Annotated in this window: 9 protein-coding genes; 2 read left to right on the top strand and 7 right to left on the bottom strand. The window is 73.9% G+C overall.

Going from position 1 to position 14483, the window contains the following annotated elements:
* Positions 1 to 470: 470 nt before the first annotated feature.
* From ACQP2P_RS06550 to ACQP2P_RS06535, 4 genes are all read right to left on the bottom strand, one after another.
* Positions 471 to 1403 carry a chitosanase gene (locus tag ACQP2P_RS06550; protein ID WP_433614031.1) on the bottom strand — a complete coding sequence of 311 codons (933 nt, stop codon included), beginning with the start codon at positions 1401 to 1403 and terminating at the stop codon, positions 471 to 473.
* Positions 1404 to 1609: 206 nt separating this feature from the next.
* A complete protein-coding gene (locus ACQP2P_RS06545) occupies positions 1610 to 4414 on the bottom strand; it encodes a glycosyltransferase (RefSeq protein WP_433614030.1) in 2805 nt (934 codons plus the stop codon).
* Positions 4411 to 5049, bottom strand: coding sequence for a hypothetical protein (locus ACQP2P_RS06540; RefSeq protein ID WP_433614029.1), 639 nt, complete (start codon positions 5047 to 5049; stop codon positions 4411 to 4413). Before ACQP2P_RS06540 ends, ACQP2P_RS06545 begins: the two co-directional genes overlap by 4 nt.
* A 1188-nt stretch (positions 5050 to 6237) precedes the next feature.
* Positions 6238 to 7401 (bottom strand): cysteine desulfurase family protein, encoded by a 1164-nt coding sequence (locus ACQP2P_RS06535; RefSeq protein WP_433614028.1) that lies wholly within the window; start codon positions 7399 to 7401, stop codon positions 6238 to 6240.
* 864 nt (positions 7402 to 8265) lie between these two features.
* Here ACQP2P_RS06535 and ACQP2P_RS06530 point away from each other — a divergent pair.
* On the top strand, positions 8266 to 8856 hold the full coding sequence (locus ACQP2P_RS06530; protein WP_433619010.1) for an RNA polymerase sigma factor: 591 nt from the start codon (positions 8266 to 8268) through the stop codon (positions 8854 to 8856).
* Positions 8810 to 9769, top strand: a complete 960-nt coding sequence (locus ACQP2P_RS06525; protein WP_433614027.1) for an anti-sigma factor domain-containing protein — start codon at positions 8810 to 8812, stop codon at positions 9767 to 9769. Before ACQP2P_RS06530 ends, ACQP2P_RS06525 begins: the two co-directional genes overlap by 47 nt.
* An 88-nt stretch (positions 9770 to 9857) precedes the next feature.
* Here ACQP2P_RS06525 and ACQP2P_RS06520 read toward each other — a convergent pair whose 3' ends face one another.
* From ACQP2P_RS06520 to ACQP2P_RS06510, 3 genes are all read right to left on the bottom strand, one after another.
* A complete protein-coding gene (locus ACQP2P_RS06520) occupies positions 9858 to 10796 on the bottom strand; it encodes an electron transfer flavoprotein subunit alpha/FixB family protein (protein ID WP_433614026.1) in 939 nt (312 codons plus the stop codon).
* Between the two features lie 13 nt (positions 10797 to 10809).
* Positions 10810 to 11589 (bottom strand): electron transfer flavoprotein subunit beta/FixA family protein, encoded by a 780-nt coding sequence (locus tag ACQP2P_RS06515; RefSeq protein ID WP_433084137.1) that lies wholly within the window; start codon positions 11587 to 11589, stop codon positions 10810 to 10812.
* Positions 11590 to 11846: 257 nt separating this feature from the next.
* Positions 11847 to 14462, bottom strand: coding sequence for an ABC transporter permease (locus ACQP2P_RS06510; RefSeq protein WP_433614025.1), 2616 nt, complete (start codon positions 14460 to 14462; stop codon positions 11847 to 11849).
* Between the last annotated feature and the right edge of the window lie 21 nt (positions 14463 to 14483).

Below are 14483 nucleotides of genomic sequence, written 5' to 3'. Positions count from 1 at the left end.
CGCTGGATGCCCACGCACGGCCGCCGACTCGGCCCCTTGCCGACGCGTGGCCGCGGCTCGCGGGCATCACGCCTGGGCGCGCCGGCTCGTGGGCACGACGCGTGGGCGCGGGCGCGGCTCGTGGGCGACGCGTGGACGCGGCGTGGGGCGGAACGCGTGGGCGCGGACGCGGCCTCGTGGGCGCGTGGGTTCGGCGCGTGGGATGCGGCTCGTGGGCGCGCGCGGCCGGCGCGTGGGCGCATGGAGGCGGCGGGTGGACGTGGGCGCGAGGCCCGGACGCCGCACGCCCGCGTGGACGCGGCGTGGGGCACGACGCGTGGGCGCGGACGCGGCTCGTGGGCGCGTGGGTTCGGCGCGTGGGGGCGGCGCGTGGGTGCGTGGGGCGGCGGGTGGACGTGGGCGCGAGGCCCGGACGCCGCACGCCCACGCGCGGACGCGGCGCGTGGGCGTGGGTGGGTGTGGGCCGGCGATCAGACCGAGATCTCGTAGGTGTCCCCGTACACCCGCCACCGCAGCGGCGGATCGAGATCGAAGTTGCGCGCCGCCAGGAACACGCGCTGCGCGTCCTCGACCCGGCTCTCGTCCTCGTGCGCCTCCTCGGCCTCCATCAGCCCCACGCGGGCGTTGAGGAAGGCCTCGAGGTACGCCGCCTCGTCGCCCCCGCGCGCCGGAGGAGCCGCCTTGGCCGCCGCGGCCCGCCGCAGCTTCGCGAGTCCGTTGGCGCCGTGCATCACGATCGCGTCGTAGTACATGAACTGTCCCAGCACCCGCAGCCCGTCCTGCTTGGCCTGGCTGAGCGCCGGGTTGAAGTACATGCGGTCCCGCTCGGCGTCCTGAGCGGCCCGGAACGCGGGATCGGCCGCGGCCGCCTTCCAGTCCGCGGTGAACGTCGGATCGAGCCCGGTGTGCGCGGCGCTGCCGTTGAGCCGCTTGAGCGCCGGCAGATACTTCGCGAGCTTGTTGCCCGGCGCGGCGTCCGTGTAGCGCTGGATGACGGCGCGCATGTCCCCGGTACCGCTGCAGAACCCGACGATCCCGCCCGTGTACCCCCGCCCGTCGTGAATGTCCTCGATGTAGCCGTACTGCGCCGTCCAGTCGAGCGTCGAGTTCTCCGCACTGGACACCAGCCTCATGGCGATGTCCTTCTTCTGCGGGTCGGACAGATCCCCGGCGGCCTTCTGCATCGGCCCGACGCGCACGGAGCGCCGCCCATCCGGGCTGCTCTGCACCGTCGCACTGTTCCCGGGCGTCGGCACACCGGCCGGCGACGCGTGCGCCGCGGTCTGCTCGACGCCCCCGGCATCCCCGCCTTCGGGCGCCCGTACCGCAAGCGAGGCCAACGCGAGCGACGCCACGATGAACGCCGCGGCGCCGAGCCCCCGGCGCAACGAGATGCGCGGCACTCAGTCCACCTCCCCTTCGACCGCAGCGGGCGGCAATCCCCGCACGACCACGGCCGAATGCGACCGCAACACTCAGTCCTCCTCCCCTCGACCCCGGCCGGCGGCGATCTCCGCCCACCCGAGGCCGAACGCAACCGCGGCACTCGGTCCCCGATCTCGACCGAGCGGCAATCCGCGCCTGGCCGAGGCCGAATGGACCGAGGCGCTCAGTCCTCTTCCCCGTCGGCCTCGGCCGCCCGGGACCGCAGCACCGAGGAGTACGACGCCGCGTACAACACGGCCGTGTGCTCGGAAACCCGATGCCCGGGCGCGGAGGCCTGCGGCACCTGGGCGACCCCGCGACTCTGCGAGCCCTCGCCGTCCTCAGGCACCCGCTCCCGCGCGGAGGCGTCATCGCCCCGCCGCCAGGACCCGGCCCCCTCGCCGCCGCCGTACGCGGATTCGCGGCCATTGCCGCCCCGCGCCCCGTACCCGTCGCGATCGCCCCGCGCGGAGGCCTCATGACGCGGGCGCCCGGACTCGAACCCGCCGTCGTTCCACAACCCGGACCGGTCGCGTCCGGACGCGGGCCCGCCGCCGTCACTCCACGACCGAGACCGGTCCCGTTCGGACCCGAACGCGTCCCCGCCCCCACGCGCGGAGGCGGTCACGTCGCGGCTCACCGAGGCGAAGCCGTCGCCGACCACCGGTGCGCCGTCCTGAGCCGCGGCCGACGAGCCGTGCGCGGACGTCCTGTAGACGGACCCGGGAGCCGCGGACGGGCGCGCGGACGCGACGGGCTCGGACGCGGCCGGCGTCTCCGGGGCGAGCCCGTCGGACGCGGCCGGGCCGGCAGGCGCGGCGGGTGCCGAGGGCTGGGACGGGATCGGGGCGCTCGCGCCCGCCGAGCCCGCGCGGTGCAGCTTGTGCCACCGCAGCCGGGCGCCGGTCAGCGCCGTGCCCAGGGACTGGATGAGGACGATGTACATCAGCTGGCGGTACACGAACTGCTGCAACGGCAGCACCCAGAGCGGCCGCAGCCTCTCCTTGTCGAGGCGGAACGCCACGATCGCGGTGAGCAGCTGCATCAGGAACATGGCGACCCACGAGATCGTGGTGATCTGCCAGCTGGAGAAGAACAGGCCGTAGACGAGCAGGATGTCGATCAGCGGGGCGAGCAGCGGCAGGGCGATGCCGAAGAACGCGATGAACGGCAGTCCCACGCGACCGAAGCGTCCGGACGGGCCGCGGTCCACGATGGACCGGCGGTGCTTCCACATCGCCTGCATCGTGCCGTAGCTCCAGCGGTACCGCTGCAGCCACAGCTGCCGCAGGGTGCTCGGGGCCTCGGTCCACGCGCGGGCGCGCTCCTCGTAGACGACCCGCCAGCCCGTGCGGCACAGCGCCATGGTGGCGTCGGTGTCCTCGGCGAGCGTGTCGTGGCTGATGCCGCCGATGTCGCGCAGGGCCTGCCGGCGAAACGCCCCGATGGCGCCGGGGATGGTGGGCATGACCTGCAGGAGGTCGTACAGCCGGCGGTCGAGGTTGAAGCCGATGACGTACTCGATGTGCTGCCACCGCGCGACGATGGACTCGCGGTTGCCGACCTTCACGTTGCCCGCGACCGCGCCGACAGACGGGTCGGCGAACGGCTGGACGAGGTGCCGTACCGAATCCGGCTCGAACACGGTGTCGCCGTCGACCATGACGATGATGTCGTGCTTGGCCAGGGCGACGCCGACGTTGAGCGCGTTGGGCTTGCCGCCGTTGGGGATGCGCACGACGCGCACGTTGGGCAGCCCCATCGCCACGACCAGCTCGGAGGTGTTGTCGGTCGAGCCGTCGTCGACGACCACGACCTCGATGCCGCCGGGGTGGTCGCCGCCGGCGAGGGAGCGCACCGCGGCCTCGATGCCCTCCTTCTCGTTGTAGGCGGGCACGATGACCGACACCGGCTCCTCGACCGGCGGGCCCCACTGCCACGTCTTCGCGCGCCGCTTCCGCGCGTGGCGGCCGGCGAGCAGGAACAGCGCGACCGTGCGGCCGATCGTCAGGATGCCAACGATCAGGAACAGGACGCGCAGCAGTTCCATGATCCAGTCGGCCACCGAGACGGCGGTGACGAGCGCGAGGGCGCGGCGCTGATCGGTGGGGGTCGCGGGGGCCTCGAGCGCGACGCTCTGCCCGGCGAGGGCCTTGGTCAAAGCCCCGGAAACGGTCGTGAAGGTGTACCCGCGCTGCTGCATCATCGGGATGAAGCGGTCGAGGGCCTCGACGGTCTCCTTGCGGTCGCCGCCGGCGTCGTGCATGAGCACGATCGAGCCCTTGTCGCCCTCGGGCGTCGCGCCGCGCACGATCGCGTCCACGCCCGGGCGGCTCCAGTCGCGGCTGTCGGTACTCGTCATGATCGCCAGGTAGCCGAGGCGCCCGGCGTCCTTGATGAGCGGCCAGTTCGCGTCGTCGATGGCGTCGGCGCTGGAGGAGTACGGCAGGCGCAGGAGCGCGGACTTCTGCCCGGTGGCCTTGACGACCGCGAGCTGGGTCTGGGAGTACTCCAGCTCGCGCTGCCACTGCGAGAGCTGGTCCAGGCGCGGGTGCGTGAAGCTGTGGATGCCGATCTCGTCGCCCCCGCGCGCGAGCTCGGTCACGATGTCGGCGTGCCGGGTCACCTGCGTGCCCACGACGAAGAACGTCGCGTTGACCTGGTGCTTGCGCAGCACGTCCATGATCTGCGGCGTCCACTTCGGGTCGGGCCCGTCGTCGAACGTGAGCGCGATGGTCTTGTCCGGCATCGCGTAGGAGCGCACCTGGTTGTTGCGGGTGTCGATGATCGGGCCGCCGTCGACGATCTCCTGCGGCACGGTCGTCTGGCTGCCGGCGTTCTCGCTGTGGTCGGCCGCGAACTCGGCGTTGACGTACGCCTCGACGAACAGCACGCCCGCGAGCATGCTCAGCAGGACGATGCCGAAGACGAGGCGGGGGTACGAGAACCGCTTCCGCGCGCTCTTCGCGGCCCTCCTCCTGCGGCTCACGCCGCGCCCAGGCTCGCGGTGGCGCTGGGTGTCGCAACGGTACCGGTGGAGCCCTCGCCGCCGCCGACGACGCTCGTGGCGATCGGCGTCGCGGCCGGGAGCCCGCCCGCCGTCTCACCCACGGGCACCGTGCCCGCCGAGCGCGTCGGCGTCGCGCCGGTCGTCGGGATCTCGCCCGGGAGCGCCGTGCCGGCCTCGCTCGTGCGCGGCGTCGGCTGAGCCGTCGTCGGGTCGGTCGTCGGCTCCTTGGTCTTCGTGGCGGTGGGCATGGGCTGTGTCGTCGGCCCGCTGCTCGGCTGCGTCGTCGGCGGGGCGTCCGTCGCCTCCGCGGGCGGGGGTGTCGTCGCGGTCGTACCGGGGCCGGGCCCCCCGGGCACGGTGCCCGACGGCGCCGGAAGCGCGCCGCCGGGGACCGGCTGACCGGTCGCGTTGATCTTCTTCGCCGTGGTGAGCGCGGACTTCTTGACCGCCGGCGTGTTCTTGGCACCCGGCTGCGCCGCGGGCTGCCCCTCGTCGAGCACCGGCAGGTTGTTCACCAGATCCGGGAACGGCACCAGCTGCTGCGGCTTGAGCGGGCCTCCGGCCAGGCTCGTGGCAACCAGGGCCCCATAGACGAGCGTCGCCGCTGCGAGCACCCCGAAAACGATTCGGATTCGCTTTCCCCGGCGACCCGAAGCATCGACGAATACCGGCGAAGAAAGATCGTTATTGGCGATGATGTCGGTTGCTTCATCCATGGAAGGGGTTTCGACAGACACGGCGCAAACATAGGGTGAACGGCCCACTTAAGGCGCAGGAAATGCGTCAAAGAAAGGCCGTAACCAAACCCGCTGCCGCGCTAGCTGGACATATTTGCCGCCGTCGGTGCCGAATCACCCAATCGGATTCACCCCGACGACCGACCTCGTACGGTGCCTCTCACCGACGCCTCACCCTCCTGGAAGCCGTTCGGATGAGGTCGTTCCGGCTGATCAGCGGCCATGTTCGGCCCGGTCGCCGAGATCGTTCCGCGTGCGCGCTCGCCGCCCGGATTCGTGACTCAACCGCTCTCGCGTTGATCGATTCCGGGCGCACCGCCGCGCGGGACCGCGCCCGCGGGCGCCGAGTGCGCCACCTACCCCACCAGCGCTCATGGCGACACCGCACGCTCCTGCCGACACGCACGCGACCGCGCGGAGCGCGAGAACGGCCGGCGCCGGCTCACGCGACCGCGCGGAGCGCGACAGCGGGCAGCGGGCAGCGGGCAGCGCCAGGCCACGCAACCGCCCGGGACCGCACCCGCGGGCACCTTGCGCACCACTCACCAGCGCTCTCGGCGACACCGCACGCTCCTGGCGACACGCACGCGACCGCGCGGGGCGCGAGCGCGGGCTGTGCCGGCTCACGCGACCGCGCGAGACCGCGCCCGCGTGCGCCGTGTGCGCCACCCACCAGCGCCCACGGCGACATCGCACGCTCCTCGCGACACGCACGCGACTGCGCGGAGCGCGAGAACGGCCAGCGACAGCTCACGCGACCGCGCGGGACGCGAGCGCGGGCAGCGCCGGCCCACGCGACCGCGCGAGACCGCGCCCGCGGGCGCCGTGTGCGCCACCCACCAGCGCCCATGGCGACACCGCACGCTCCTCGCGACACGCACGCGACCGCGCGGAGCGCGAGAACGGCCAGCGCCAGCTCACGCGACCGCGCGGGACGCGAGCGCGGGCAGCGCCGGCTGTCGCCGCCGCGGAGATGCCGGGGCGCGCGGACGCGCGGATGCCCGGGTCGGGCGTTGTTGAGCAGCGCCTTCGGCGGCCGGCCGACGCATCCGCGCGCGGGGAGCGTCAGCGGCTCTTCGTCGCCGCCCGATGGGCCCGCTCCACGGCCGCGGGCAGCGCCGCGACCAGCGCGTCCACGTCCGCCATGGTCGACGTGTGGCCCAGCGTGAAGCGCAGCGAGGAGCGCGCCCGCGCGTCGTCGGCGCCCATGGCCAGGAGTACGTGGGAGGGCTGCGCGACCCCCGCCGAGCAGGCCGAACCCGTCGAGCAGGCGATGTCCTGGGCGTCCAGGAGCAGCAGCAGCGCGTCGCCCTCGCAGCCGGGGAAGGAGAAGTGCGCGTTGCCCGGCAGGCGGTCGGACGGGTCGCCGTTGAGGATGGCCTCCGGTACGGCCGCGCAGACCCGCTCCACGAGAGCGTCCCGCAGGCGCCCGATCCGCTCGGCCGACTCGCGCTGGGTCTTGACCGACAGCTCCAGGGCGACCGCGAACGCGACGATGGCCGGCACGTCGAGGGTGCCGGAGCGCACGTCGCGCTCCTGGCCGCCGCCGTGCGCCAGCGGCGTGCAGTCGATCTCGCGGCCGAGCAGCAGGGCGCCCGCGCCGATGGGGCCGCCGAGCTTGTGGCCGCTGACGGTGAGCGCGGCCGCGCCGCTGGCGGCGAAGTCGACGGGCACCTGGCCGACGGCCTGCACCGCGTCGGTGTGGAAGGGCACGCCCGCGCGGGCGGCCAGCGCGGCCAGCTCGGCGACGGGCTGGACGGTGCCGACCTCGTTGTTGGCCCACATGGAGGTGACGACCGCGACGTCACCGCCGGCCAGGACCTCCTCCAGCGCCTCCGGGTGGACGCGCCCGGACGCGTCGACCGGCAGCCAGGTGACCGCGGCGCCCTCGTGGTCCTCGAGCCAGGCCACGGAGTCGAGCACGGCATGGTGCTCGACGGAGCTCGCGACCACGCGCCTACGGCCCGCGTCGGCGGCGCGGCGGGCCCAGAAGATGCCCTTGACGGCGAGGTTGTCGCTCTCGGTGCCGCCGCCGGTGAAAATCACCTCCGAGGGCCGAGCCACCAGCGAGGCGGCGATCCGCTCGCGCGACTCCTCGACCCGGCGGCGGGCGAGGCGGCCGGGGGCGTGCAACGACGAGGCGTTGCCGACTTCGCGCGCGGTGGCGACGTAGGCGTCGAGCGCCTCCGGGAGCATCGGCGTGGTGGCGGCGTGGTCGAGGTACGGCATCGAGGCCAAGCCTAACGGCCGGGCACCCCTTACCTTCCGTCCGGTGGGTCGGCGATCGCCACGCTCCCGCGCGCCGGCGGCGCCCGACCGCCCGGGTGAGGGCACCGGCTGTAACGGGCGCACGCGATCCCGCGCGGACGCGGCCGACCCATCGATTCGGAACAATGCTGGTCGCGGCCCCGGTCCGGCCACCCGGACGCGGCGAGCTGGTCACGAAGCGTGATGATGACAGCGCGGTGCGCCCTCATTCTCGCCATCTGAAGAGATTTTCGTCGCTCGCCGCATCCGCGGCGCCCCCGGGCGCCGAATGCTCGGTCAGGAACTCCCCCCGTGACTGCGCTAGCTTCAGGACGTGCCCGTGCGATGGTGGCGACCGCGGCATCCGGGCGGGCCCCGGTGAACGCCCGGCGCCCGCGCGGCGACGACGGCTTCGCGGAGCCGTCCCGCACCCCGGACGAACCCAACCCGCGCGAGGGCTTCGCCGGGCCGTCCCGCACCCCGGACGAACCCAACCCGCGCGAGGGCTTCGCCGGGCCGTCCCGCACCCCGGACGAACCCGCCCCGCGCGACGGAGGCCTCCTCCCGCCTCCGCGCGCCGACGAGCCGCCGGCCGACCGGCGGAACGCGACCGCGCACGACCGGCACAACGGCAGCTCGTGGGAGGCCGGCCCCGAAGCACGCGACATCCCCGAAGAACGCGAAATCCCCGAAGCGCGCGACGCCGGCCTCACAGGGCCCCAGAAACAGCACGACGCCAGCCTCACAGGGCCTCAAAAGCAGCACGACGCCGGCCTCGCAGGGCCTGAGGAGCAGCACGACAGCAGGCGCGAGGTGTCGAACAGCGGCGTCCGCGCGCCGGACGCGCTGGACGAGCGCGACGACGGGTTCGCGGAGCGGTTCCGGGCCGGGGACGAGCGGGCTCTGCGCGCGGCGTACGAGCAGTTCGGCCCGGCGGTGTATCACCTCGCGGTGCGCGGCGTCGGCAGCGTCACCGACGCCGAGGACGTCACGCAGGCCGTGTTCGTCGCGGCGTGGCTCGGGCGCGAGGGGTTCGATCCCGCGCGCGGGTCCATGCTCGGCTGGCTGCTCGGCATCGCCCGGCGCAAGGTGGTCGACCAGATCCGCGCGTCCGCGCGGGACGGGCGTATCGGCGAGGCGATCCGGCGGCTGGCCGTGCCCGAGCGCGACGGGGCCGGGGACGCGCCGCCGGAGCGCATCGTCGATCGGCTCGTGCTCGCCGACGAGATGGCCCGGCTCCCGGGCGAGCAGCGGCGCGTGCTCGAGTTGGCGTTCTACGACGACCTGACCCATCCTCAGATCGCCGCGCTCACCGGCCTGCCCCTCGGCACCGTCAAGAGCCACCTGCGGCGCGGGATGGCCCGGCTGCGCAGCCGATGGGAGGTGGACGGTGCCGCATCTGGAGCCCGAGCGGCTGGTACTCCTGGCGCTCGGTGAAGAGACCGTCGAGCAGCACGAGACCGGGCACCTCGACGCCTGTGAGCAGTGCCGCGCGGAGATGGACTCGCTGCGCAACGTCGCCGGGCTGGGGCGGCAGGCCTCGCGGCTGCGTGCGCTCCCGCCGCCACCGGAGCACGTCTGGCAACGCATCCGCGCGGAGCTCGCCGCGTCCGGCCGGAACCAGCCCCCGCCCGCCGTGAGCCTGCACAGCGACCCGCCACCCGCCCGACCCGAACCCGCGGCAGCCCCAAACGACCTGCACAGCGACGCACCACCCGCCCGGCCCGAACCCGCGACAGCTCCAGACGACCTGCACAGCGGCCCGCCACCCGCCCGGCCCGAACCCGCGGCAGCCCCAGACGACTTGCCCGCCCGGCCCGAACTCGCGGCGGCTCCGGGCGGCGCGAAGGCGCGAGAGCCGGGCGGAACCGGCGCGCGGAAGCGGCAGAGGAGCCCTCGGTGGCGGGTCACCGTCACGGTCGCAGCCGCGGCGGCCGTCGTCGGGGGGCTGCTCGCGGCCGGAGGCACGGCAATGTGGCTGCGGCGCGGCGAGACCGCAGCCGGCTGCCGGGCGCAGGACGCGCGCGTCACGCTCCAGCCGCTCCCGGGCGCGCCCGCGGGGGCCGGCGGGTACGCGTGCCTGCGTGTGGTCGACGGGGAGCGGCGGCTCGTCGTGCACGCCGAGGGGATGCCCGTGCGGGACGATGCCGACTACGAGGCGTGGCTGCTGGACCGGGACGAACCCACCGTGCGCATGGAGGCGCTCGGGGTGCTCGGCAAGGAGTCCGAGCTGACGGTGCCGGCGTCGCTGGATCTGTCGAGGTACGACATCATCGACATCTCGGTCGAACCGCACGACGGCAATGCCGCGCACTCCGGGCTGAGCATGCTGCGGGGCACCCTGCGCTGAAAAAGCCACGAACAAAAGCCACGAACACACGAACACACGAAAGCGCCCGCCGCGGATCAGGGCGGCGGGCGCTACGCGTACAGGGCTGTTACTTGCGCTTGCGAATCTCGTCCGCCGCCTGCGGCACGACCTTGAACAGGTCGCCCACCACGCCGAAGTCGGCGAGTTCGAAGATCGGCGCCTCCGGGTCCTTGTTGACCGCGACGATCGTCTTCGACGTCTGCATGCCCGCACGGTGCTGGATCGCGCCCGAGATGCCCAGAGCGACGTACAGCTGCGGCGAGACCGTCTTGCCGGTCTGGCCCACCTGGAACTGGTGCGGGTAGAAGCCGGAGTCGACGGCGGCACGCGAGGCGCCGACGGCGCCGCCGAGCAGGTCGGCGAACTCCTCGACCAGCTTGAAGTTGTCCGCGCTGGCCAAGCCGCGGCCGCCGGAGACGACGATCGAGGCCTCGGCCAGCTCCGGGCGGGCGCCCTTGGCCTCGACCTTGCGCTCCACGACCTTCGCGAGGCGGTCGCGGTCGGTCACGTTGACCTCCACGGCCTCCACCGACGGGGTGGCGGGCGCGGGGGTGGGCGTGAGGGAGTTGGGCCGGACGGTGACGATCGGCAGGCCCTTGGTGACCTTGGACTTGACGATCGTGGAGCCGGCGAAGACGACCTGCGTGGCCGTGCCGTCGGCGTCCAGCCCGACCACGTCGGTCAGCACGCCGTTGTCCAGCTTGACCGCGACGCGGGCCGCGATCTCCTTGCCCTCCTGGGAGGAGGCGAGCAGGACCGCCGACGGGGAGACGCGCTGGATGAGCTCGGCCAGGACGGTGGCCTTGGGCGCGACCAGGTATTCGTCGAGGTCCGCGCCGGACGCGGCGTAGATCTTCGCGGCGCCGTACTCGCCGAGCTTGTCCGCGACCGGGGCCGGGTCCCCGAACACGACCGCGGAGACGTCGCCGCCCAGCGTGCGGGCGAGGGTGAGCATCTCGAGAGTGACCTTCTTCAAACTCTCGACGACGACCAGAACTTCAGCCATGTGACGTCTCCCCTTACACGAACTTCTCGGAGGCGAGGTACTCGACGAGCTTCACGCCGCCGTCGTCGCCCGCGTCGACCTTGTTGCCGGCCTGGCGGGGCGGGCGCTTGCTGTGCTCGACCACGGCGCTCGTCGCGCCGTCGAAGCCCACCTCGCCGGCCTCGACGCCCAGGTCGGCCAGCGACAGGGTCTCCAGCGGCTTCTTCTTGGCCGCCATGATGCCCTTGAACGACGGGTACCGCGGGTCGTTGATCGTGTCCCAGACGCTCACGATCGCGGGGGTCGCGGCGGTGACGACCTCGTAGCCCTCGTCGGTCTGCCGCTCGATCGTCAGCTGTGAGCCCTCGACGGTGACCTTGCGCGCGCCGGTGAGCGCGGCGATGCCCAGCCGCTCGGCGATCATGTGCGGCATGACCTGCACGCGGCCGTCGGTCGACTCGGCGCCGCAGATGACCAGGTCGGCGTTCTGCCGGGCGATCGCCGCGGCGAGCACCTTCGACGTGGCGACCGCGCACGAACCGTGCAGCGCGTCGTCGGCGACGTGGACGGCCGAGTCCGGGCCCATCGACAGCGCCTTGCGGATCGACTCCGTGGCGCGGTCGGGACCGACGGTCAGCACGACGACCTCGCCGCCGTGCGCCTCCTGGAGGCGCAGCGCCTCCTCGATGGCGTACTCGTCCATCTCGTTGATCACATTGTTCGCCGATGCGCGGTCGACGGTGTTGTCGTCACTGCGCAGGTTGCGCTCCGCACCGGAGTCCGGCACCTGCTTGACGAGTACGACGATCTTCATCGTGGTCCGAGGTCCTCCTGCTTGACAGTCACCGCGCCGTCGCTGGTGACATGCGCCCCACGTTACGGCTCAAGGGAAGTGGTACTAGGTTGCCCTCCCGTATGTTACTGGGCAGTAGGTTCGCGGTGCGGGTGAAAAGCGTCACGAATCGGGCGCACCCTGGACCGCGGGGGTGGGTGAAATGTCGCCTAAAACGGTCATCTTCGAGCCGCAACGCCCGCTGTCGGCGGCGGTCGCCCAGCACGCTGCGGAATTGGTCACACACCGGCGCCGCGAGGCCCCGGACGACCATCTGTGCACGTGCGGACGCCTGCGGGAGTGCTGCGTCTCCGACGCCGTTCGCGAACTGTGGCACGCGCCGAGGCAGTAGCCGGCAGCAGCGCGGCGAGCGCCGCCGCGGCCGTGGCGAGCAGGGCATACGAGCCCAACCGGCCCACCGGGATCACGGGGTGACCGTGGCCGTACTGCCCGATGAGCCCGAAGGCCGCCGCCGACCCCGCGAGCACCCCCAGCCCGATCCCGGCCACGGCGCCGATGACGGCCATGAACACCGCCTCCAGCACCAGCATCCCCCGCAGCTGCCCGCGCGACAGGCCGAGGGCGCGCAGCAGGGCCGTCTCCCGGGTGCGCTCCAGCACCGAGAGCGCGAGCGTGTTGGCGATGCCGGCCAGCGCGATGACGATCGACATGCCCAGCAGCGCCGAGAAGACCAGCAGCTGGCGGTCGAGGCTCTCGGTCACCTTGGCCCGCCACTCGGCCTGGCTGGACACCTGCAGCCGGGTCCGCTCGCGCACGGCACCGTCCACCGCCGCCCGCGCCGTCTCCGCCGGCACCCCCTCCGCGGCCTTGACCAGCACGGAGTCGGGCCCGCCGGCGCCGAACACGGCCGCGTAGTCGCTCCAGTCCAGCAGGATCTCGCCGGTCGAGGGCGCGTCGTCGTAGACGGCGATCACGCGCAGCGGGCGGCCCTCCAGCGTGATCCGGGCCCCGACCCCGGCGCCCACCGCATCCGCGAGGGAGCCCTTCAGCGCCACGGTGCCGGGCCCGAAGCCCGCGACCGAGCCCCGCATGACCTCCGGGCGCAGCACGGTGTCCAGCGCGCCGGGCTCCATGGACCACGCCTCGGTGGGCCGGCCCCGCACCTCGGTCCGGTGGGCGCGCGCGGCGGCCACGGCGGCGAACTCGGGGCGCCCGCGCAGCGCGTCGACCACGGGGGCGGGCACGGCGGGGGTGCGCTCGTTGAACACGAAGCCGCCGGTGACGACGTAGTCGACCGCGAAGTTCTCGTCGAGCTCGCGCTCGGACTGGGCGCGGGTCGTGGCCAGCAGTACCGCGAACAGGCTCATCAACGCCAGCCCGACCGTCAGCGCGCCCGTGGTCGCCGCGACCCGCTTCGGGTTGCGCCGTGCCTCCTGCACGGCCAGCCGCGCGGGCGCACCGAGGACGCGGGCCGGCAGCCACCCCACCCAGGCCGTGAGCGGGCCGATGACGAAGGGCCCCGCGGCGACCGCGGCCGCGAACAGCCCGATGGCGCCCAGGAACACCACCGGCAGCCCCAGGAACCCCGGCGCCCGCGTGCCGCCCGCGACGAGCAGCGCCCCGCCGCCGGCCAGGATCCGGGCCGCCCGCAGCCGCGAGCGCCGGTGCCCGGGCACGGCCGCCTCCAGCGGCGCCGCCGACAGCGCGGCCATCGGCGGGACCCGGCTCGCGGTGCGCGCGGGCAGCAGCGACGCCAGCACGGTGCACAGGGTGCCCGCGAGCAGCGCGGCGAGCACCGTGGCGGGGCTGACGACGAGGTGCTCGACGCGCACCGACTTGCCGAGCGCGTCGCGGCCGACCAGCAGCACCCAGCCGATCGCCACGCTGATCGCGAGCCCGCCCACGGAGGCCACGAGGCCCACGGCGAGCGCCTCGAGCACCACCGAGCCGAACAGCTGCCGGCGGGACGCGCCCACGCAGCGCAGCAGGGCCAGCTCCCGCACGCGCTGGGCGACGAGGATCGAGAACGTGTTGGCGATCACGAAGACCGACACCGCGAGCGCGACGAGGCCGAAGGCGAAGAGCACGACCAGGAAGCCGTTGACGTACTTCGCCGCCGCCGTCGCGTACACCTCGCGCAGCCGCTCGCCGCCGAGGACCCGCGCCCGGGGGCCGAGCCGTTCGCGCAGCGCGGCGGCGAGCGCGTCCTCGCCCACGCCCGGCCGCGCGGCCGCGACGACCTCGGCGTAGCCGTACGCGCCCGCGACCGAGCGCATGTCACCGGGGGTGAGCGCGGCGACGCTCAGGCCCGCGAAGCGCTTGTTCGCGCCGAGGTCGAACGAGCCGACCAGCGTCAGCGTGACCTCGCGGCCGTCGACGCCGATCACGTGCACGGCGTCGCCGGCGCGGAAGCCGTAGGCCCGGGCCGTCGACGCGTCGATCGCGATCTCGCCGTCGCGCCGCGGCAGACGGCCGCCGGCCACGTCGAACATGCTCAGGCTCGGCTCGCCGGGCGTGGACACGGCCCAGCCGACCTTGCCGAAGTTGGCGATCAGGCGCCCGTGCGGGTCGAGCATCGACAGCCGCTCCGCCATCCGCCCGTCCGCGCGGGCCACCTGCGGCAGGCCACGCACCGCGTCGAGGTCCTCGAGGCCGAGGCGGCGGCTGCTCTCGCTGAACCCGGAGGACTGCTCGCCGAACGGCACCCACGCCGGGCCGGCCGACGCGTCCACGTTGCGGGCCGCCCGGGCGAGGTCGTCGAAGAACGCCGCGCGCGCCGTGTCGCCGTAGACGAGGGTCCCCGCGAGGAATCCCACACCGATCATGACGGCGACGGCGCTCAGCACAAGACGTACCTTGTGAGCACGCAGCCCGGCGAGCGTCGTACGGAGCACGAGGCGACTGTAGTGAGGGGG

The organism is Dactylosporangium sp. CA-139114, assembly GCF_050955725.1.
Classification (GTDB): Bacteria; Actinomycetota; Actinomycetes; order Mycobacteriales; family Micromonosporaceae; genus Dactylosporangium.
The sequence above is the reverse complement of the archived record's forward strand: the minus strand, read 5'-3'. Positions and strand labels throughout refer to the sequence as shown.